Origin of the sequence: Subtercola vilae (assembly GCF_004923255.1) — a bacterium.
Lineage (GTDB): Bacteria > Actinomycetota > Actinomycetes > Actinomycetales > Microbacteriaceae > Subtercola > Subtercola vilae.
In genome coordinates this window covers 15675-35287 of sequence record NZ_QYRT01000040.1, presented here as the reverse complement: position 1 = coordinate 35287, position 19613 = coordinate 15675, and the positions used below count along the sequence as shown (strand labels likewise).

The window sequence follows — 19613 nt, the reverse complement described above, 5'->3', positions numbered from 1 at the left end:
CGCACGAAGCGCCCGCCCGCCGCCCGCCAGCCCACACGCACACACGCACGAACCGAAGGAACCCCGTGACCGCACCCGCCCGCATCGACCTCACCCAGCGCCTCGCCGGCAAGGTCGCCGTCATCACCGGGGGAGCCAGTGGCATCGGCCTCGCCACCGCCCGCCGTTTCGCCGCCGAGGGCGCCACCGTGGTCATCGCCGACCTCGACGAGACCGCGGGCACCCTGGCCGCCACCGAGGTCGGCGGCCTCTTCGTCCCAGTCGACGTCACCGACGAAGCCCAGGTCAACCACCTGTTCGACCTCACGAACGACACCTACGGCTCGGTCGACATCGCCTTCAACAACGCCGGCATCTCGCCGCCCGACGACGACTCCATCGAGACCACCGAGCTGCCGGCATGGGAGAAGGTGCAAGACGTGAACCTGAAGTCGGTGTACCTCTGCTCCCGCGCGGCGCTTCGCCACATGGTGCGCCAGCAGCGCGGATCGATCATCAACACCGCCTCGTTCGTCGCCGTGCTGGGCTCTGCCACGTCGCAGATCTCGTACACGGCGTCGAAGGGCGGCGTGCTGGCAATGACCCGCGAGCTCGGCGTGCAGTTCGCGCGCCAAGGCATCCGGGTGAACGCGCTCTGCCCCGGCCCTGTCAACACTCAGCTGCTGCAGGAACTCTTCGCAAAAGACCCCGAGCGCGCCGCCCGGCGCTTGGTGCACATCCCCACGGGCCGGTTCGCCGAACCCGCCGAGCTCGCGGCGGCGGTGGCGTTTCTCGCCAGCGACGACGCCTCGTTCATCACCGCCTCGACGTTCATGGTCGACGGCGGCATCAGTGCGGCCTATGTCACCCCGATCTAACGGGGCACCGGATGCCTGACATCACCCACTTTCGCCCGGTGCGCGGCGGCAACGTGTTCGAGGAGACCGTCGCGCGCCTGCTGCAGATCATCCGCCTCGGAATCGTCGCGCCTGGCGGCGTGCTGCCCCCTGAGCGCGAACTGGCGACCCTCTTCGAGGTGAGTCGCGACACCGTTCGCGAGGCGATCGCCTCGCTCACCGGCGCCGGGTTTCTCCTCGCGAAGCGCGGCCGCTACGGCGGCACCTTCGTCTGCGAGCCGCTGCCCTCGGCCGCGGCCGACCGCGCGCGAGCCGCCGCCAGCACCACCGCGACCACCACCGACCCCGCCCACGTTGGCACTCAGATCACCGATGTGCTGATCGTGCGCGAGGTTCTCGAGGTCGGTGCCGCCCGCGCCGCCGCCGAACGCCCTGTGGGCCCGGCAGAGTCAACCGAACTGAGACAGCACCTGCTCGCCGTCAGCTCGGCTGCACCCGACGACTACCGCCGCCTCGACTCGCGACTGCACCTGGCATTCGGCGAGCTCGCCGGATCCTCGTCACTCGTCACACTTCTGGCCGAGAACCGTATGCTCGTCAACTCGCTACTCGACGGCATCCCGTTGCTCGCCCGCAACATCAGCCACTCGAACGATCAGCACGAGCGCATCGTCGCGGCCGTTCTCGCCGGTGACCGCGAGGCCGCCGGCCAGGCGATGCGCGAGCACCTTGCCGGCACCGCTGCCCTGCTCCACGGCTTTCTGGCCTGAATCGATCAGACCAACCGGCGAACCGGCTACGACCGACCGAACCCATTACCGCCCGAACCCGTGATCGACCGAACCCGCGATCGCCCGACCTACTACTCTCCGAGCTCCCGCGCCTCACGGTCATCCTGAAGCACGCTTCCCACGGCGAGTGCCACGGTCAACGCCCAGCTCACCCACATGAGCGCGAGGCGCCAGTCACGGGGGCCGCGGCGGCTGGTCTGGATCACGGCGAACCCGCTGGCGATCGCACCGATGACACTGCTGTTGAAGATGAACTTGCGCATGGCAGCCTTTCAGTTTTGTTCAACGTTAGGCCATTCGCCGCCACCGCAGAGAGGGCTTTCGGGCTGCGCTATTCTGCGGCAGACTGCCGTGACTTCAGTTCGGCCTTGTCGGCTTTCTTCTGCTTGCGCTTGCCGAGCGCCTTGGGAGTCTGTGCCCACTCGCTCTGCCTGCCGAATGCCAGGGTCTCCCGCAGCAGGTGCAGTCGTTCGCCTTCGGTCTTGGCCTTGCGAGTGTTCACCTCGGCCACGACGCTGCCGTTCCAGTCGTTCGCTGCCAGCAGCGCCAGCACCTCGCGAACCGGCTGGCCACCGTACCCGGGCAACAGGTGCTCGTCGAACACACGCCCTTCGTCGAGCGATCCCGAGCCGTCGCAGAGGTGAACGTGCCGCAGCCGCGGGCCGAGCGCCAATGCCATCTCCAGCGAGTCTCGCCCCGAAAGCGCGGCGTGCGAGAAGTCGAGGGTGACAGCGTCGCAGTCCATCACCACCGGATCCCAGCCGGGCGAGTACGCCTTCAGGCTCGACCCCTTCACCTTCCACGGAAACATGTTCTCGACGGCGATCTCGACCCCGTGCGTGGCCGTGGTCTCCCGCACGATGCGCAAGAAGTTCTCGGCGTAGCCCGACTGCCATCGGAATGGCGGATGCACCACCACCGTCGTGGCCCCGACCTCGCGAGCGAGTTCGGCCGACTTCTCGAGCTTGACCTGCGGGTCGCGGCCCCAGACGAAGTGCGTGAGAAGAAGTACCGGCGCGTGGATCGACAGAATCGGTATCTCGTATCGTTCCGACAGCGCACGAAGGGTCTCAGGCGCCTGCGTCACCTCGTCGCGCGTGACCATGACTTCGACCCCGTCGTACCCGGCCAGCTTGGCGTGACGAAAGCCCTCTTCGACCCCCAGCGGGTAGACGCACGAGGTGCTCATACCTATTCGAATCATCTTTCTGAGCCTAAACCCGTAACCTGAGTAGTGGGTAGGGAAAGGAAACACCATCACTTCTGAACGCACATCCGGTACCGCTGACGGCTCGTACAAGCTCGTCGTGGTGTCGAACCGTCTTCCGGTCGACAAAGTCGTCGAAGCTGACGGATCGAGCGAATGGCGTGTATCGCCGGGGGGATTGGTCACTGCGCTCGAGCCCATCATGTCGGCGAGCGACGGCGCGTGGGTGGGCTGGGCGGGTATCGCTGACGACCACAGCGAGCCGTTCGAGCATGACAACATCTCGATCGTTCCCGTCACGCTGTCGGCGGAGGAGATCGAGCTCTACTACGAGGGATTCTCGAACGACACGCTGTGGCCGCTCTACCACGACGTCATTGCCCCGCCCACATACCACCGCGACTGGTGGGAGTCTTACGTGTCCGTGAACCAGCGCTTCGCCGATGCCGCCGCGTCGGTCGCCGCCAGCGGTGCCACGGTGTGGGTGCAGGACTACCAGTTGCAGCTCGTACCGAAGATGCTGCGGGAGATTCGCCCCGACCTCGTCATCGGTTTCTTCAATCACATTCCATTTCCGGCATATGGCATCTTCTCGCAGCTGCCCTGGCGTACCCAGGTGATCGAAGGCCTTCTCGGCGCCGACGTCATCGGCTTTCAGAGAGTGGCTGACGCCGGCAACTTCAGTCGCGCGGTGCGTCGCCTGCTCGGCTACACCACCAAAGGCTCCACCATCGAGGTGCCCATAACCGACGTCTCCGAGGTGCAGGGCGCCCCGCACCGGGCGAAGACCTCGCGCCGGGGCCACCAGGTGCGCACCGTCACGGCCCGCGCCTTTCCCATCTCCATCGATGCCGCGAGCTTCGAAGAGCTGGCTCGTACCCCCGCGATACAGGCCCGTGCCAGGGAACTCCGCCACGAACTGGGCGATCCAGCCGTGGTGATGCTCGGCGTCGACAGGCTCGACTACACCAAGGGCATCGGCCACCGCCTGAAGGCTTACGGCGAACTGCTCGCCGACGGCAAGATCAGCGTGGCCGACGCCAGCCTCGTGCAGGTGGCGAGCCCGAGCCGCGAGCGGGTTCAGACCTACATGACGCTGCGCGACGAGATCGAACTGACCGTCGGTCGACTGAACGGTGACTTCAGTACTATCAGCCACACGGCCATCAGCTACCTTCACCAGGGCCAGCCCCGCGAGGAGATGGTGGCGCTGTATCTGGCTGCCGATGTCATGCTCGTCACGGCCCTGCGCGATGGCATGAACCTCGTTGCAAAAGAGTACGTCGCCACCCGATTCGACAACGACGGAGTGCTCGTATTGAGTGAATTCGCGGGTGCGGCCGATGAGTTGAAGGCCGCGTTACTGGTGAACCCACACGACATCGGCGGGCTGAAAGAGGCCATCATGAAGGCCATCGGCATGCCGAAGCACGAAAAGTCGAGGCGCATGCGGAGCCTGCGCAAACGGGTCATCGAATACGACGTCGCGCGCTGGTCGAAGAATTTTCTGGGCGCGCTCGCCGATCAGACGTCTGCGCAGTCGAGTTCTGATGCGGCCGATGCGGCGGCGCGGGCCGACGACGAAGCAACGACGGCAACGGAGAAGCGGGAAGCACGAGCCGACGCACGAGCCGCGGCCGATGAACTGCACGGGGGTGGGCAGAGCAAGTGACAGGTGCGCCGGGGTCCCAAGCGAACATCCAGCGCCCGTATGAGCCGGGTGAGTTGGCAGACGACACACAAAGTCTCGTGGCGAAGCTGACGCAGCTCGCCTCGACCGAGCGGCTGCTGGTCGCGCTCGACTTCGACGGCACACTGGCTCCTGAAGTGGATGATCCGCAGCGCGCCCGCGCCCTGCCCGAAGCCCGGGCGGCGGTGCTTCGACTGCTCGACCTGCCGAACACCCGCGTGGCCCTCATCTCGGGGCGAGCGATGGCGAGCCTCGAACACGTGGCCAACGTGCCCGATTCGGTGCTGCTGGTGGGGTCGCACGGGGTCGAATTCCGGCTCGACAGCCCCGACATCCACCTGAACCTCGACACCGTCGAACTCGAACAGGTCGAGGTGCTGAGCGAGGTACTCGAAGACGTGGCCGCGGGCCTGGCGCATGTCTGGGTCGAGACCAAGCCGGCCGGTTTCGCGCTGCACACGCGCCTCGCCACCGAGAAAGACTCGCGCATCGCCCACCTGCAGGCGCTCAGTGAGACCCAGGCGGAGATCGCCGGGCTCACGGTGCGGGAGGGCAAGAACGTCATCGAGTTCTCGGTTCGCAGTGCCACGAAGGGCGAGGCCCTGCTGCACCTGAAGGAGTACACCAAGGCCACCGCCGTGCTCTACGCGGGCGACGATGTGACCGACGAAGACGCCTTCGCGGTGCTGCGGCCGCGCGACTTCGGGCTGAAGAGCGGCCCGGGCAAGACCATCGCCGAGTTTCGCGTGCACGACCCGCGCGAGGTTGCAGGTGTGCTGGCCCTGCTGGCCGATCTGCGCGCGGCCCGCCCGTAGCTGACAGCCTGACGGCCGCCGCCTCAGGCGATCTGAACGGCGTTGCGCCCCTCGGTCTTGGCCCGGTACAGCGCTTGATCGGCCGACATCATGAGTGCCTCGAGGCTGAGGGCGGGCACTGTCTCGGAGGGGAACGGCCGCAGTGCCCCGCCCACGCTCACAGTGGTCTTCGGCGTTGCGTCGAGCCCCTCGATGGCCGCGCGCAATCGCTCCGCCACCTCGGCCAGCTCGTCGTTTCCGCGCACGATGGTGAACACCGAGAACTCGTCGCCGCCGACCCGCACGCAGAGGTCGCTCGAACGGGTGAACTGGATCAGGGCATCCGCGGTGACCTGAAGAACCCCATCGCCCACCAGGTGACCGTACGTGTCGTTGATCTGCTTGAAATGGTCGAGGTCGAGAACCAGGCACCCGAGTTGACGGTCGGTTCGTTCGGCGAGGGCGGTCATCAATGGAACATTCACCTCCATGCTGCGACGATTCGCCAGCCCCGTGAGTGCGTCAGCCAACGACAGTGCCACCGCCTCGTCGCGCGCGGCCTGCAGCGACTGCCGGAGCACCACAACGACCAACACGGTGATCGACATCAAGGCCACGAAGATGATGCACGCCACCAGCGGAATCGATGAGCGCGCCACAATGAGCCCGATGCCCAGCGCCAGACACACCGCGCTGAACGCGATGGCCAGTCGAATCGGCACGAAGGCGGAGGCCCCTACGGCCACACCGAGCAGAACAAACGCGAGCAGCGTGCCGATGGCGGGAGGCTGGATGCTCAGCCCGATCAGTGTCGTCAGTGCCATCGTCAGCACGATGACCCCGATGGTGAATCGCGCCGTCGCCAGCCGGGTGAACCGCGCTATCGCGCACACGGCGAGCCCGACCACCACGCCGAGAACCACCACCCAGCGCGCCGCCCCCGGCGTGAAGTCGCCCACCGCGGCCAGCACGGCGAGGAATGCGGCACCGGGCAGCGAAACCACCTGCAGCGCAAGGGAGCGCAGTTCACTCGGCGTTCGATGCGCGAAAGGGCTCATATCGGGCTCGTTTCTCGTGGCGGCCAGCGGTCTGCACAGCGCCTGTGCTGCTACCGTATCGCCCTGAACGGGGGTCGCCCAATGCATGCACTGCTCTTGCGCTCGGAGGTGCCGCCGAGCAGAATCACGCACGTAGAGGTTCTAAACTCTTACCATGCCCGAAATAGACATGAAGCCGCGAAGCCGCGTCGTCACCGATGGAATCGAAGCCACCACCTCGCGCGGAATGCTGCGCGCAGTGGGCATGGGCGACGCCGACTGGGAGAAGCCCCAGATCGGCATCGCGAGTTCATGGAACGAGATCACCCCGTGCAACCTCTCGCTCGACCGCCTCGCGCAGGCATCGAAAGAGGGCGTGCACTCGGGTGGCGGGTACCCGCTGCAGTTCGGCACCATCTCGGTCTCTGACGGCATCTCCATGGGCCACGAGGGTATGCACTTCTCGCTCGTCTCGCGTGAAGTGATCGCCGACTCGGTCGAGACCGTCATGCAGGCCGAGCGCCTCGACGGCTCTGTGCTGCTCGCGGGCTGCGACAAGTCGCTGCCCGGCATGCTCATGGCAGCCGCCCGGCTCGACCTCGCGAGCGTCTTTCTGTACGCCGGCTCCATCGCACCCGGCTGGGTCAAGCTGAGCGACGGCACCGAGAAAGACATCACCATCATCGACTCGTTCGAGGCCGTCGGCGGCGTCAAGGCCGGCACCATGAGCGAGGCCGATGCGAAGCGCATCGAATGCGCCTTCGCTCCGGGTGAGGGTGCCTGTGGTGGCATGTACACCGCGAACACCATGGCCAGTGTGGCCGAAGCACTCGGTATGAGCCTGCCGGGCAGTGCATCCCCGGCCAGTGCCGACCGCCGCCGCGACTACTTCGCGCACCGCTCGGGCGAGGCCGTGGTCAACCTGCTGCGCCTCGGCATCACCACGCGCCAGATTCTCACGAAAGACGCCTTCGAGAACGCCATCGCCGTCGCCATGGCGCTGGGAGGGTCGACCAACGTCATCCTGCACCTGCTCGCCATCGCGTACGAGGCCGAGGTCGACCTCACCATCGACGACTTCAACCGCATCGGCGACCAGATCCCGCATCTCGCCGACATGAAGCCGTTCGGTAAATACGTCATGAACGACCTCGATCGCCAGGGCGGGCTTCCCGTTCTGATGAAGGCGCTCCTGGATGCTGGGCTCATGCACGGCGACGCACTCACTGTCACGGGCAAGACCCTCGCCGAGAACCTCGCCGAGATCGACCCGCCCGCGCTCGACGGCACAGTGCTGCGCACCATGGACAACCCCATCCACCCCACCGGTGGCCTCACCGTGCTGAAGGGCTCGCTTGCTCCCGAGGGCGCTGTGGTGAAGACGGCGGGCTTCGACGGCTCCGTCTTCGAGGGCCCGGCAAAGGTGTTCGAGCGCGAGCGTGCGGCGATGGATGCCCTCACCGAGGGTCTCATCGAGCACGGCGACGTGGTCATCATCCGCTACGAAGGCCCCAAGGGTGGCCCGGGCATGCGCGAGATGCTGGCCATCACGGCCGCCATCAAGGGTGCGGGGCTCGGCAAAGATGTACTACTCTTGACAGACGGCAGATTCTCAGGCGGCACAACCGGACTGTGTATCGGCCACATAGCACCCGAAGCGGTCGACGCAGGTCCGATCGCCTTCGTGCGCGATGGTGATCTAATACGGGTCGATATCGCAGCTCGCTCGCTTGACCTACTTGTCGAGTCTTCTGAGCTTGCAGCCCGCCGCGAAGGCTGGGCTCCACTCCCTCCGCGCTATACCCGTGGCGTTCTGGCCAAATACTCCAAGCTCGTGCACTCTGCTGCAGAAGGCGCGATAACGGGGTAGTGGCCCCGACACTTCTCAAAGGATCAGTCATCATGTCCGCGGAATCAACTCCCGTGCCGACAGCCACCAGTGCTGCGGCGAAACCAACCGCCCTCAAGAACCAGCCCGACATTCTCACCGGGTCGGGCGCCATTCTGCGCTCGCTCGAGATGCTCGGCGTGAAAGATGTCTTCGGCCTGCCGGGCGGTGCCATCATGCCGTTCTACGACGAGCTGATGTCATCGACGGCCATCCGGCACATTCTGGTGCGCCACGAGCAGGGCGCCGGCCACGCCGCCGAGGGGTACGCCTCGTCGACCGGCAAGGTCGGTGTCGCCATCGCGACGTCGGGCCCCGGCGCAACGAACCTCGTCACGGCCATCGCCGACGCCTACATGGATTCGGTGCCGCTCCTGTGCATCACCGGCCAGGTGTTCTCCACGCTGATGGGCACCGACGCTTTTCAGGAGGTCGACATCGTGGGCATCACCATGCCCATCACGAAGCACTCGTTCCTGGTCACCGACCCGGCCGACGTGCCGGCGACCCTTGCGGCCGCCTATCTTCTCGCATCCACCGGCCGCCCCGGCCCGGTGCTCGTCGACGTGACGAAAGACGCGCAGCAGAACTCGGCGCCCTTCATCTGGCCGCCGAAGATCGACCTGCCCGGCTACCGCCCCGTGATCAAGGCGCACGGCAAGCAGATCCAGGCCGCTGCCGCCCTGCTCGCCGAAGCCAAGCGCCCGGTGTTCTACGTGGGTGGCGGCGTCATTCGCGCCGAGGCCTCGGCCGAGCTGCTGAAGCTCGCCGAGCTCACCGGTGTGCCTGTCGTCACCACACTCATGGCGCGCGGCGCCTTCCCCGACTCGCACCCGCAGGCGCTCGGCATGCCCGGCATGCACGGTACGGTTCCGGCCGTGCTGGCACTGCAGGAGAGCGACCTGCTCATCTCGCTCGGCGCCCGATTCGACGACCGGGTCACGGGCAAGGTCAGCGAGTTCGCGCCCGACGCCAAGGTTGTGCACGTCGACATCGACCCGGCTGAGATCTCGAAGATCCGCGTCGCCGACGTGCCCATCGTGGGTGACGCCAAAGACGTGATCATCGATCTCATCGCGGCGTTCACCGAGGTCTCGCACGGCACTGCTCCCGACCTCGCCGAGTGGTGGCTGCGGCTCAACCAGCTGAAGACCGACTTTCCCCTCGGCTATGCCGAACCGGTCGACGGGCTCATCTCGCCGCAGTACGTCATCGAGCGCATCGGCCAGATCACCGGGCCAGAGGGCATCTATGCCTCGGGCGTAGGCCAGCATCAGATGTGGGCCGCGCAGTTCATCAAGTACGAGCGCCCCAACGCGTGGCTGAACTCCGGCGGCGCCGGCACCATGGGCTACGGCGTTCCTGCCGCCATGGGCGCCAAAGTCGCGAACCCCGACCGCACGGTCTGGGCGATCGACGGCGACGGCTGCTTCCAGATGACGAATCAGGAACTCGCCACCTGCACGATCAACAAGATCCCGATCAAGGTGGCGATCATCAACAACTCGTCGCTCGGCATGGTTCGCCAGTGGCAGACCCTGTTCTACGACGGTCGCCACTCGTTCACCGATCTGAACACCGGCGACGGCACGATCATGATTCCTGACTTCGTGAAGCTCGCCGACGCATACGGTGCGCTGGGCATCCGAGTCACCAAGAAAGAAGACGTTGACGCCGCCATCAAGCTGGCAAACGAGACGAACGATCGCCCCGTGGTCATCGACTTCGTGGTGAGCCGAGACTCGATGGTGTGGCCCATGGTGCCGCAGGGTGTCGGCAACTCGTCTGTGCAGTACGCCCGCGAACACGCCCCCGAGTGGGAAGAGGAGTAGACCATGAGTCACCACGTTCTTTCCCTGCTTGTCGAAGACAAACCGGGCCTTCTGACCCGCGTTGCCGGGCTGTTCGCCCGTCGCGGCTTCAACATCGAGTCGCTCGCCGTCGGCAAGAGCGAGATCGACGGCCTGTCGCGCATCACTGTGGTCGTCGATGTCGAAGAGTTGCCGCTCGAGCAAGTGACGAAGCAGCTCAACAAGCTGGTCAACGTCATCAAGATCGTCGAACTCGACACAACCCAGTCGGTGCAGCGTGAACACCTGCTCGTGAAGGTGCGGGTCGACAACTCGACCCGCTCGCACGTGCTCGAGGCTGTGAACCTCTTTCGGGCGCGCGTCGTCGATGTCTCGTCGGATGCCCTGGTCATTGAAGTGACGGGCGACACCGGTAAGACGAACGCGTTCCTCCGGGTCGTCGAACCATACGGCATCAAAGAGATCGCCCAATCGGGTCTGCTCGCCATCGGGCGTGGCAGCAAGTCGATCACCGAGCGCATCTTCAAGAACTGATCTTTTACCTCTTTTCGTTCTCCACCCGCAGAAAATAAATACAAGGAGCAAGAACTCACGTGACTGAAATCTTTTACGACGCAGACGCCGATCTGTCGCTCATCCAGGCGAAGAAAGTCGCCGTTGTCGGCTACGGTTCGCAGGGCCACGCGCACTCGCTGAACCTCCGTGACTCCGGTGTCGAGGTCGTTGTCGCCCTCAAAGAGGGCTCGTCATCGAAGGCCAAGGCCGAAGAGGCCGGCTTCACCGTTCTCTCGGTCGCTGAGGCCACCGCCTGGGCCGACGTCATCGTCATCCTCGCGCCCGACCAGCACCAGCGCGGCATCTACAAAGACGAGATCGCTCCCAACCTGAAGCCCGGCTCGACGCTGGTGTTCGGCCACGGGTTCAACATTCGCTTCGGCTACATTCAGGCCCCCGAAGGCACCGACGTCATCCTCGTCGCCCCCAAGGGCCCGGGCCACACCGTTCGCCGCGAGTTCGAGGCCGGCCGCGGGGTTCCCGTCATCGTCGCTGTCGAAGAAGACGCTTCGGGTTCAGCCTGGGCTCTCGCCTGGTCGTACGCCCGTGCCATCGGTGGCCTCCGTGCCGGCGGCATCAAGACCACGTTCACCGAAGAGACCGAGACCGACCTGTTCGGTGAGCAGGCCGTTCTCTGCGGTGGTACCTCGCAGCTCGTTCAGTACGGGTTCGAGGTTCTCACCGAGGCCGGCTACCAGCCGCAGATCGCGTACTTCGAGGTTCTGCACGAGCTGAAGCTCATCGTCGACCTCATGTGGGAGGGTGGCATCGCCAAGCAGCGTTGGAGCATCTCCGACACCGCCGAGTACGGCGACTACGTCTCCGGCCCTCGCGTCATCTCGCCCGACGTGAAAGAGAACATGAAGGCCGTTCTGGCCGACATCCAGTCGGGCGCTTTCGCGACCCGCTTCATCAACGACCAGGATGCGGGAGCTCCCGAGTTCCTCGCCCTCCGCGAGAAAGGTGCCGCGCACCCCATCGAGGAGACCGGCCGCGAGCTCCGCGCGCTGTTCGCCTGGAAGCAGACCGACGCCGACTACACCGAGGGTTCAGCCGCCCGCTGATCCTCAGCTCTCCCGTCTCGTCGATAGCCGGTACTCCTTCGGAGTGCCGGCTATCGCTGTCTCCGCACCGCTCGCAGTTCGGGCGAGCGGGTCAGGGGTGGTGCAGGGCGTTGGCGAGGAGGCCGCGGTTTGTGAGGTCTTGTCCGATGGCCTGATCGAGTTCGGTGAAGACAGACGCCGAACGCGAGACACCGATGGCACCGCCGAGCGCGCCGGCACCACTCGTGCGGGCGAGGCGAGCCACGAGCATCCCGTCGCTGTCGAAGAACTGCATGGTGTACTCGAGGCGTTGCTTGTCGCGGCCGGCGAAGGCGCCGAGCCAGACCGTCGCGCCCACGCTGCCACGGGTCACATTCCAGCCGCCGAGCGGTGAGGCGGTGACCTCGAAGCCCTGACCCTGCATGATCTGCGCGAGGAGACCGCGGGCCGCCTCGTGGTCGCCGGTGATGAAATAGTCGACAGCTGCCATGCGTCAATCGTAGTGATCGTTGGGGAGCGGTATTCTGGTGACATGGCCCGTGATCCCTTCGACGACGCACTCAGTTGGGGTGACCAGAACGACCCGACCTACGTCGAGGGCGAACCGTCGGGCATCGACGATGACGAGCTGTCGGAGGCCGAGAAGTCGGGCACGCGTTCGGGGCCGGGTGAAGACCCGTTCATCTCGTCGACGGGGGCCGCGGTGTCGGGCGTGGGGCTGCAGCATGAGAGCCGAAAGGGCCCCCGCTGGGCATCCAGAGCCGTACCCGACGAGAAAGCCAGCGCCGCCAACGCCGAGGCCGTGGCGAGCGCGCGGGCCACGCAGGTCGAGGCCGAGCGAGATGCTGCCGCCGACGACGACCTCGCTGCCGCAGAAGCCGACGGCCGGCAGCTGAGCTCGGCTGCTCTCATCACGTTCGGCATCATCGGCGGAATCCTTCTGCTCTACACGGTGGGTTGGCTCGTCGTGTTCATTCGCAACCCTCTCGCGCCCACCGGGCTCGCGGAGATCGTGCAGAACCTGCAGGGTGTGCTTGCCATCGCGGCGCCGGCGCTGTGGTTCATCGTCACGCTGCTGTTGGCGGCCCGGCGGCGGGTGGCGGTGCGGCTGATCTGGCTCATCCTGGGGGTTGTCGTGCTGGTTCCCTGGCCGTTTCTCACCGGAAAGTAGGCGATTGTGACGTCAGAATCTGCAGCGGCGCCTGAGCCCGTGCTGCCCGCGTCTGCTCCGGCGGCGCCGACGAAGCGCGTGCGCGGGCGGGCCGGCTGGATCGTCGCGACCGTCTTCGCGTTCCTGTTCGCGGTCGACGTGTTCGAGGCCCTGTCGAACCTCATCGGGCTCACCCAGTCGTTCGCCTCGGTCGACGTTGCGATGCCCGCAAACGCACTCGGCGCCCTGATCGGTCTTGTCGCGGCGCCCATCGTCGTCTACGCCCTCATTCTGTGGGCGACCCGACGGATGCGCACAGGCTCGGCCCTTCTCGTCTTCCTCGTGGGGTTCGCGGTCGCGGCGGTCATCACACTCGACCTGCAGAGCGTCTACCGCGGCATCGTGCCGTTCGTCATTCCGTCGTAGGTCATTGGCGCTAAAGTTGAGGGGCTACCTCGCCCGCGAGCCCGCCGCCGGCGCCTCATCGTAAGGAATCACTTTCGTGTCTAAACCGGTCGTGTTGATCGCCGAAGAACTTTCTCCTGCCACCGTCGAGGCTCTCGGCCCCGACTTCGACGTGGTCAACGTCGACGGTACCGACCGCCCGGCGCTGCTGGCAGCGCTCGCCACCGCCGACGCCATCCTGGTGCGTTCGGCTACAAAGGTCGACGCTGAAGCCATCGCGGCAGCGCCGAACCTGAAGGTCATAGCGCGCGCCGGCGTCGGCCTCGACAACGTCGACATCAAGGCTGCAACGACCGCCGGCGTCATGGTCGTCAACGCTCCCACGTCGAACATCATCTCGGCCGCCGAGCTGACGGTCGGCCACATCCTGAGCCTGGCGCGCCACATTCCCGCGGCGCACAACGCGCTCGCGCAGGGGCAGTGGAAGCGGTCGAAGTACACCGGCGTCGAGATCTACGAGAAGACCGTGGGCATCATCGGCCTCGGTCGCATCGGTGCGCTCATCACAGCCCGCATGCAGGCGTTCGGCACCAACGTGGTGGCGTATGACCCCTACGTGACGTCGGCGCGCGCCCAGCAGCTCGGCGTGACCCTTCTGACACTGGATGAACTGCTCGCCCAGAGCGACTTCATCACCATTCACATGCCGAAGACCCCCGAGACCACGGGCATGATCAGCGACGCCCAGCTCGCGCTCATGAAGCCGACGGCCTTCATCGTGAACGTGGCCCGCGGCGGGCTCATCGACGAAGATGCCCTCTACCGTGCCCTCAGCACCAACGTCATCGCGGGCGCCGGGCTCGACGTGTTCGTGAGCGAGCCGCCGAAAGACGAGAAGCTGCTCGCGCTCGAGAACGTCGTGGTCACGCCGCACCTCGGCGCGTCGACCGACGAAGCGCAGGAGAAGGCGGGTGTGTCGGTTGCGAAGTCGGTGCGCCTCGCGCTCTCGGGCGAACTGGTTCCCGACGCCGTGAATGTGGCGGGCGGCATCATCGACCCGTATGTGCGGCCGGGCATCCCGTTGCTCGAGAAGCTCGGCCAGGTGTTCTCCGGCCTCGCGTCGAGCCCCGTCACGAGCGTCGATGTCACCGTGCGCGGCGAGCTCGCGAACTACGACGTGAGCGTGCTGAAGCTGGCCGCTCTCAAGGGCATCTTCACGAACGTGGTCTCTGAGACCGTGTCGTACGTCAATGCGCCCCTGCTCGCCGAGCAGCGCGGTGTCACCGTGCGCCTCATCACCGACCCGGTGTCGGAGGAGTACCGCAACATCCTCACCCTCACCGGCGCGCTGGCCGACGGCACGCAGATCTCGGTCTCGGGTACCCTCACGGGCACCAAGCAGATCGAGAAGATCGTCGAGATCAACGGGTACGACGTCGAGGTTCCCATCGCCGAGCACCTGCTCGTGATGATCTACGACGACCGCCCCGGCATCGTTGCGGTCTACGGCAAAGAGTTCGGCGACGCGTCGATCAACATCGCCGGTATGCAGATCGCCCGTACCACCGCTGGTGGCAAGGCGCTCAGCGTTCTCACCATCGACTCGCCGGCGCCCGAGAGCCTGCTCGAGCGGGTGCGCGTGGCCATCGACGCCGACGTGCTGACCGAGATCGACGTCACCGCGTAGCGGTTGCGGCTTCGCCGAACTGCAGCTGGCCGCGGTGGTTGGCCCTCTGCGGTGGTGTGGCTGCAGGGCGCCAGCGAGAGGGGCGAACGACCCTGAAGCGGCGAGGTGAGCGCCGTCAGCGGGTGAGGCGGGAGACCATCGCGACGAGCTCGTCCATGTTTGCGAGGGCGCGGTTCGAGGTTTCGCTGAGGGCCGTGGGCAGCAGGGCCGAGTTGTAGTAGAGGCCGTCGCTCACGAGCATGATGGTGCGGGCGACCGCTTCGTCGCCGACGGCCTCGTTCACGACATCGAACCAGGCCCGCTGCATCGACTTGAGCGCCTCCTGCGCCTTGGGCTGTGAGCCCTGCGCGAGGCGCGTTGCCGCGATGATGGCCCGGTCGAGCGGGCTCTCGGTGTTGACCGAGCTGCGAAGGAAGTAGTCGACCACGCCGGCCGGGGCAGTGCGGATGTTCGTGAGGTCGTCGACCACGAGTGCCCCGAGCCGGTCGATCAGGCCCTCGACGAGCGCGTCTTTCGACCCGAAATGGTAGAGCAGGCCGCCCTTACTGACGCCCGCTTCGGCTGCGACGGCATCGAGAGTGGCCGTACGTTCGCCCTGCGTGATGAGGATGTTCTCGAATGCGTCGAGCACCCGATCACGAGCGGAGGGCGCGGAAGGCATGAGTTCATCGTACAGAGGGCCGGCCTCCCCCGGGCGTCTGAGGGTGCGGGTGACGCGGGCCGAGCATCCAGAAGCTTGCTACTGTACCGACTGGACGGTATACTAAAGTCTCACCCACAATCTGCCAGGAAACGTCATGTCCAGCTCCACCTCCACCCGTTCGCTAGCGACCGGCACCGGCACGCCCGACCTCCGCGTCGGCGCTCGCGGCTGGCTCGCGCTCGCCGTGCTCATGCTGCCGGTTCTGCTCGTGTCGATCGACAACACCGTGCTGAGCTTCGCGCTGCCGGTCATCTCCGAGACGCTGCACCCGAGCGCCGCCGCGCAGCTCTGGATGATCGACACCTACCCCCTCGTGCTCGCCGGCCTGCTCGTGGCCATGGGCAACCTCGGCGACCGCGTCGGCCGTCGCAAGCTGCTGCTCATCGGCGCCGTCGGTTTCGGAGCGCTCTCAATGGTCGCGGCCTTCGCCCCCACCGCCGAGCTGCTGATCGCCGCCCGCGCGGGGCTCGCCTTCTTCGGCGCCATGCTCATGCCGTCGACCCTCAGCCTGCTCCGCACGATCTTCGCCGACCGCCGCCAGCGCCGCCTCGCCATCGCCATCTGGGCGGCCGGTTTCGCCGCCGGCGCGGCCCTCGGCCCTATCGTGGGCGGTGTGCTGCTCGAGCACTTCTGGTGGGGATCGGTGTTTCTCATCGCGGTGCCGGTACTGATTCCGCTGCTGATTCTCGCCCCGCTCGTCATTCCCGAGTCGAAAGACCCCACCCCGGGCCCGCTCGACCTCGTCAGCATCGGCCTTTCGCTGGTGATGATCGTTCCCATCGTGTTCGCCATCAAGCAGGTGGCCACAGAGGGCTTCTCGTTCGCAGCGCTCGGCCTGGTGGCGCTCGGGCTCGCGGCCGGCTTCGCCTTCGTGCGGCGCCAGCTGGGGCGCGAGAACCCCATGCTCGACATGCGCCTGTTCCGCGTGGGCGCCTTCACGGGCGCGGTGCTCGTGAACCTGCTCAGCGTCGTGGCGCTGGTGGGCTTCCTATTCTTCGTGTCGCAGCACCTCCAGCTGGTGCTGGGGCTGTCGCCACTGGATGCCGCCCTCGCGCTGGTGCCCGGCCTCATCGTCATGGTTGTGGCCGGCCTCGCCGTGGTGCCCGTCGTTCGGCGGGTGAAACCCAGCATCGTCGTGGCTCTCGGGCTCGCGTTGTCAGCGGTGGCCTACATCATCGTGATGCTCACCGGGCAGCACGCCAGCGCGGCGACCCTGTCGATCGCGTTCGCGGTGCTCGCCCTCGGTATCGGCGCGGCCGAGACGATCTCGAACGACCTGATCATCTCCGTGGTTCCCGAGAACAAGGCCGGGGCCGCCTCGGCTGTCTCCGAGACGGCGTACGAACTCGGTGCCGTGCTCGGCACCGCGGTGCTGGGCAGTATTCTGACCGCGTTCTATCGGTCGGGAGTTGTGCTGCCGCTCGGGCTCTCAGACACGCAGGCGACGGCCGCCAGCGAGACCCTCGGGGGAGCGGTGAGCGTCTCGAACGAGCTCCCGTGGAGCCTCGGCCAGGTGCTGCTGCACTCGGCGCGCAACGCGTTCGACAGCGGAGTGGTCACCACGTCGGCCATCGGGGCGGCGCTCATGGTGGCGGCGACCATCCTCGCGCTCGTCACCCTCCGCAAAGCCCGCGGCTGACCCGCCCGAGTTGGTAATCTGGGAGGCACACACTCGTCCAGCGTTGGAGCCCCTATGTCTCGCGTCATCCGCCTTGCCGTCATTCCCGGAGACGGCATCGGCCCCGAGGTCATTGCCGAGGCGCTGAAGGTTCTCGACGCGGTCGTCGCCGCCGACCCGTCGGGCGTCACCGTCGAGAAGACACACTTCTCGCTCGGGGCGGCCCGTTTTCTCGAGACCGGCGACGTGCTGACCGACGCAGACCTCGCATCCATCGCCTCACACGACGCCATTCTGCTGGGCGCCGTGGGCGGCGTGCCCGGCGACCCGCGCCTGAAAGACGCCAACATCGAGCGTGGGCTGCTGCTGAAGCTGCGGTTCTCGCTCGACCACTACGTGAACCTGCGGCCCACCACCATCTACCCCGGGGTGACGAGCCCGCTGAGCAACCCCGGAGAAGTCGACTTCGTGGTTGTGCGAGAAGGCACCGAGGGCCCGTACGTCGGCAACGGCGGCGTCATTCGCGCGGGAACACCGCACGAAATCGCCAACGAAGTGTCGGTCAACACGGCGTACGGTGTCGAACGTGTCGTTCGGTTTGCCTTCGAGCTGGCAGCCAGCCGCCCGCGCAAGAAGCTCACCCTCGTGCACAAGACCAACGTGCTCGTTTTCTCGGGCAGCCTGTGGCAGCGCACGGTCACGGCGGTCGCCGCCGACTACCCCGATGTGGCGGTCGACTACCTGCACGTCGACGCTGCAACGATCTTCTTCGTCACAAACCCTGCTAAGTTCGACACCATCGTCACAGACAACCTCTTCGGCGACATTCTCACCGACCTGGCCGGCGCAATCAGCGGCGGCATCGGTCTGGCAGCCTCGGGCAACATCAACCCGTCTGGCGCCTTCCCCAGCATGTTCGAGCCGGTTCACGGTTCCGCTCCCGACATTGCTGGCCAGCAGATCGCCGACCCCACGGCCGCGATTCTCTCGGTAGCGCTTCTCCTCGACCAGCAGGGTATGGCAGAGGCGGCGACGAGGGTTCGCGCCGCGGTGACCACCGATCTTGCCGACCGGGCGGCACGCGTTGCTGCCGCCACCGCCGATTCCCCCTCCGCCGACGTCGACGCACCCACGGCCCGCACCACTGCCGCCGTGGGCGACGCCATCGTCTCCCAGCTTGCTGCCTCGGCAGCCCTCGTTTCGTAAGGAACACGATGACCACGACCGCACCGACCCCCGCCACCACCGGTTTTCCGCTCTCATTCGCTCTGACCCCGTCGACGGATGCCCGGGCCACAGCCGAGCGCGAGGCCATCCTCGCCGACCCCGGTTTTGGCAAGCACTTCACCGACCACATGGTCTCGATCGAGTGGACCCTCGCCGGTGGCTGGCACGAGGCCCAGGTTCTGCCGTACGGGCCCATCTCGCTCGACCCGGCCGCGTCGGTCTTCCACTACGCGCAAGAGATCTTCGAGGGCCTGAAGGCCTATCGTCACGCCGACGGCGCCATTTACACTTTTCGGCCCGAGGCGAACGCCGCCCGCCTGCAGCGCTCGGCCGCCCGCCTCGCGTTGCCGCCGCTCTCGACCGAAGACTTCATCGAGTCGCTCAAGCAGCTCGTCGCGGTCGATGCGTCGTGGGTGCCCGACGCCGCGGAGACGAGCCTCTATCTCCGCCCGTTCATGATGGCAACCGAGAGCTTTCTCGGCGTGCGGTCGGCCCAGAAGGTGGGCTACTACCTCATCGCCTCGCCCGCCGGCGCCTACTTCACGGGTGGGGTCACCCCCGTGAACATCTGGCTCTCGACCGAGTTCAACCGCGCCGGCCACGGCGGAATGGGTGCAGCCAAAACCGGCGGCAACTACGCTTCCTCGCTGCTGCCGCAAGAGCTCGCCTATGAGAAGGGCTGCGCGCAGGTGCTCTTCCTCGACTCGCAGGAGGGCAAATACCTCGAAGAGCTCGGCGGCATGAACCTCTTCCTCGTCTACAAAGACGGCACGCTCGTCACGCCCGAGAGCGATTCCATTCTCGCGGGCATCACCCGCGACAGCATCATGCAGCTCGCCCGCGACCGTGGTCACAACGTGGAGCTCCGCCGCGTCAGCATCGAGGAGTGGAAGGAAGGCTCGGCATCCGGTGACATCGTCGAAGTCTTCGCCTGCGGAACCGCTGCCGTCATCACGCCCGTCGCCCAGCTGCTGGCCGACGACTTCGCGCTCGGCACCGCGGGCGCGCCCGCCGGCGAACTGACCATGTCGCTGCGCCAGGAGCTCACCGACATTCAGTACGGCCGCGTGCCTGACCGCCACAACTGGCTCACGCGCCTCGCCTGAGCCGGGCTTCACGGGCCCGCCGCCTGTGCGTCTGAGCCCGCGCCCGACCCCCGTTCGCCGCATCA

At 66.5% G+C, this 19613-nt stretch carries 19 protein-coding genes; 14 read left to right on the top strand and 5 right to left on the bottom strand.

Annotated elements, in window-relative coordinates:
* Nucleotides 1–83: 83 nt before the first annotated feature.
* Complete coding sequence (locus D4765_RS15785) at nucleotides 84–857, top strand: 3-oxoacyl-ACP reductase (protein WP_136643285.1); 774 nt, start codon at nucleotides 84–86, stop codon at nucleotides 855–857.
* A gap of 11 nt (nucleotides 858–868) precedes the next feature.
* Nucleotides 869–1606: a FadR/GntR family transcriptional regulator gene (locus tag D4765_RS15780; RefSeq protein WP_136643281.1), complete on the top strand. Its 738-nt coding sequence runs from the start codon at nucleotides 869–871 to the stop codon at nucleotides 1604–1606.
* A gap of 92 nt (nucleotides 1607–1698) precedes the next feature.
* On the opposite strand, the gene D4765_RS15775 is transcribed toward D4765_RS15780, so the two are convergent.
* Both D4765_RS15775 and D4765_RS15770 read right to left on the bottom strand, forming a co-directional pair.
* Nucleotides 1699–1890: a hypothetical protein gene (locus tag D4765_RS15775; protein ID WP_136643280.1), complete on the bottom strand. Its 192-nt coding sequence runs from the start codon at nucleotides 1888–1890 to the stop codon at nucleotides 1699–1701.
* A 68-nt stretch (nucleotides 1891–1958) separates the two neighbouring features.
* Nucleotides 1959–2831 carry a sugar phosphate isomerase/epimerase family protein gene (locus tag D4765_RS15770; RefSeq protein ID WP_136643279.1) on the bottom strand — a complete coding sequence of 291 codons (873 nt, stop codon included), beginning with the start codon at nucleotides 2829–2831 and terminating at the stop codon, nucleotides 1959–1961.
* Between the two features lie 103 nt (nucleotides 2832–2934).
* On the opposite strand from D4765_RS15770, the gene D4765_RS15765 reads away from it, so the two are divergent.
* A complete protein-coding gene (locus D4765_RS15765; protein WP_237280494.1) occupies nucleotides 2935–4506 on the top strand; it encodes an alpha,alpha-trehalose-phosphate synthase (UDP-forming) in 1572 nt (523 codons plus the stop codon).
* Between the two features lie 77 nt (nucleotides 4507–4583).
* The gene (otsB, locus tag D4765_RS15760) at nucleotides 4584–5339 is read left to right on the top strand and encodes a trehalose-phosphatase (RefSeq protein ID WP_237280493.1); all 756 of its coding nucleotides are present in this window, start codon (nucleotides 4584–4586) and stop codon (nucleotides 5337–5339) included.
* Between the two features lie 23 nt (nucleotides 5340–5362).
* Here otsB and D4765_RS15755 read toward each other — a convergent pair whose 3' ends face one another.
* Nucleotides 5363–6376: a GGDEF domain-containing protein gene (locus tag D4765_RS15755; RefSeq protein WP_161580471.1), complete on the bottom strand. Its 1014-nt coding sequence runs from the start codon at nucleotides 6374–6376 to the stop codon at nucleotides 5363–5365.
* Nucleotides 6377–6530: 154 nt separating this feature from the next.
* Here D4765_RS15755 and ilvD point away from each other — a divergent pair, with 154 nt between their 5' ends.
* Genes ilvD through ilvC form a run of 4 tightly spaced genes read left to right on the top strand, consistent with a single transcriptional unit; the run spans nucleotide 6531 to nucleotide 11673 of the window.
* The gene (gene ilvD / locus D4765_RS15750) at nucleotides 6531–8225 is read left to right on the top strand and encodes a dihydroxy-acid dehydratase (protein ID WP_136643277.1); all 1695 of its coding nucleotides are present in this window, start codon (nucleotides 6531–6533) and stop codon (nucleotides 8223–8225) included.
* 32 nt (nucleotides 8226–8257) lie between these two features.
* Nucleotides 8258–10075 carry an acetolactate synthase large subunit gene (locus tag D4765_RS15745; protein WP_136643276.1) on the top strand — a complete coding sequence of 606 codons (1818 nt, stop codon included), beginning with the start codon at nucleotides 8258–8260 and terminating at the stop codon, nucleotides 10073–10075.
* A 3-nt stretch (nucleotides 10076–10078) separates the two neighbouring features.
* Complete coding sequence (gene ilvN, locus D4765_RS15740; RefSeq protein WP_136643275.1) at nucleotides 10079–10588, top strand: acetolactate synthase small subunit; 510 nt, start codon at nucleotides 10079–10081, stop codon at nucleotides 10586–10588.
* A gap of 59 nt (nucleotides 10589–10647) precedes the next feature.
* Entirely contained in the window at nucleotides 10648–11673 is a 1026-nt protein-coding gene (gene ilvC / locus D4765_RS15735; RefSeq protein ID WP_136643274.1) for a ketol-acid reductoisomerase, read from the top strand.
* Nucleotides 11674–11764: 91 nt separating this feature from the next.
* Here ilvC and D4765_RS15730 read toward each other — a convergent pair whose 3' ends face one another.
* Nucleotides 11765–12142 (bottom strand): hypothetical protein, encoded by a 378-nt coding sequence (locus D4765_RS15730; protein ID WP_136643273.1) that lies wholly within the window; start codon nucleotides 12140–12142, stop codon nucleotides 11765–11767.
* A 42-nt stretch (nucleotides 12143–12184) separates the two neighbouring features.
* Between D4765_RS15730 and D4765_RS15725 the strand changes: the two genes are divergently transcribed.
* From D4765_RS15725 to serA, 3 genes are all read left to right on the top strand, one after another.
* Nucleotides 12185–12823 carry a hypothetical protein gene (locus tag D4765_RS15725; protein ID WP_136643272.1) on the top strand — a complete coding sequence of 213 codons (639 nt, stop codon included), beginning with the start codon at nucleotides 12185–12187 and terminating at the stop codon, nucleotides 12821–12823.
* A 6-nt stretch (nucleotides 12824–12829) separates the two neighbouring features.
* Complete coding sequence (locus D4765_RS15720) at nucleotides 12830–13228, top strand: hypothetical protein (RefSeq protein ID WP_136643271.1); 399 nt, start codon at nucleotides 12830–12832, stop codon at nucleotides 13226–13228.
* Between the two features lie 76 nt (nucleotides 13229–13304).
* On the top strand, nucleotides 13305–14894 hold the full coding sequence (serA, locus tag D4765_RS15715; protein WP_136643270.1) for a phosphoglycerate dehydrogenase: 1590 nt from the start codon (nucleotides 13305–13307) through the stop codon (nucleotides 14892–14894).
* A gap of 115 nt (nucleotides 14895–15009) precedes the next feature.
* Here the strand turns inward: serA and D4765_RS15710 are convergent, their stop codons facing one another.
* Nucleotides 15010–15555 (bottom strand): TetR/AcrR family transcriptional regulator, encoded by a 546-nt coding sequence (locus D4765_RS15710; protein ID WP_136643269.1) that lies wholly within the window; start codon nucleotides 15553–15555, stop codon nucleotides 15010–15012.
* A 136-nt stretch (nucleotides 15556–15691) separates the two neighbouring features.
* Here D4765_RS15710 and D4765_RS15705 point away from each other — a divergent pair, with 136 nt between their 5' ends.
* Genes D4765_RS15705 through D4765_RS15695 form a run of 3 tightly spaced genes read left to right on the top strand, consistent with a single transcriptional unit; the run spans nucleotide 15692 to nucleotide 19548 of the window.
* Nucleotides 15692–17236, top strand: coding sequence for an MFS transporter (locus D4765_RS15705; protein WP_136643268.1), 1545 nt, complete (start codon nucleotides 15692–15694; stop codon nucleotides 17234–17236).
* A 54-nt stretch (nucleotides 17237–17290) separates the two neighbouring features.
* The gene (locus tag D4765_RS15700; protein WP_136643267.1) at nucleotides 17291–18421 is read left to right on the top strand and encodes a 3-isopropylmalate dehydrogenase; all 1131 of its coding nucleotides are present in this window, start codon (nucleotides 17291–17293) and stop codon (nucleotides 18419–18421) included.
* Nucleotides 18422–18429: 8 nt separating this feature from the next.
* Nucleotides 18430–19548: a branched-chain amino acid aminotransferase gene (locus D4765_RS15695; protein ID WP_136643266.1), complete on the top strand. Its 1119-nt coding sequence runs from the start codon at nucleotides 18430–18432 to the stop codon at nucleotides 19546–19548.
* Nucleotides 19549–19613: the final 65 nt, after the last annotated feature.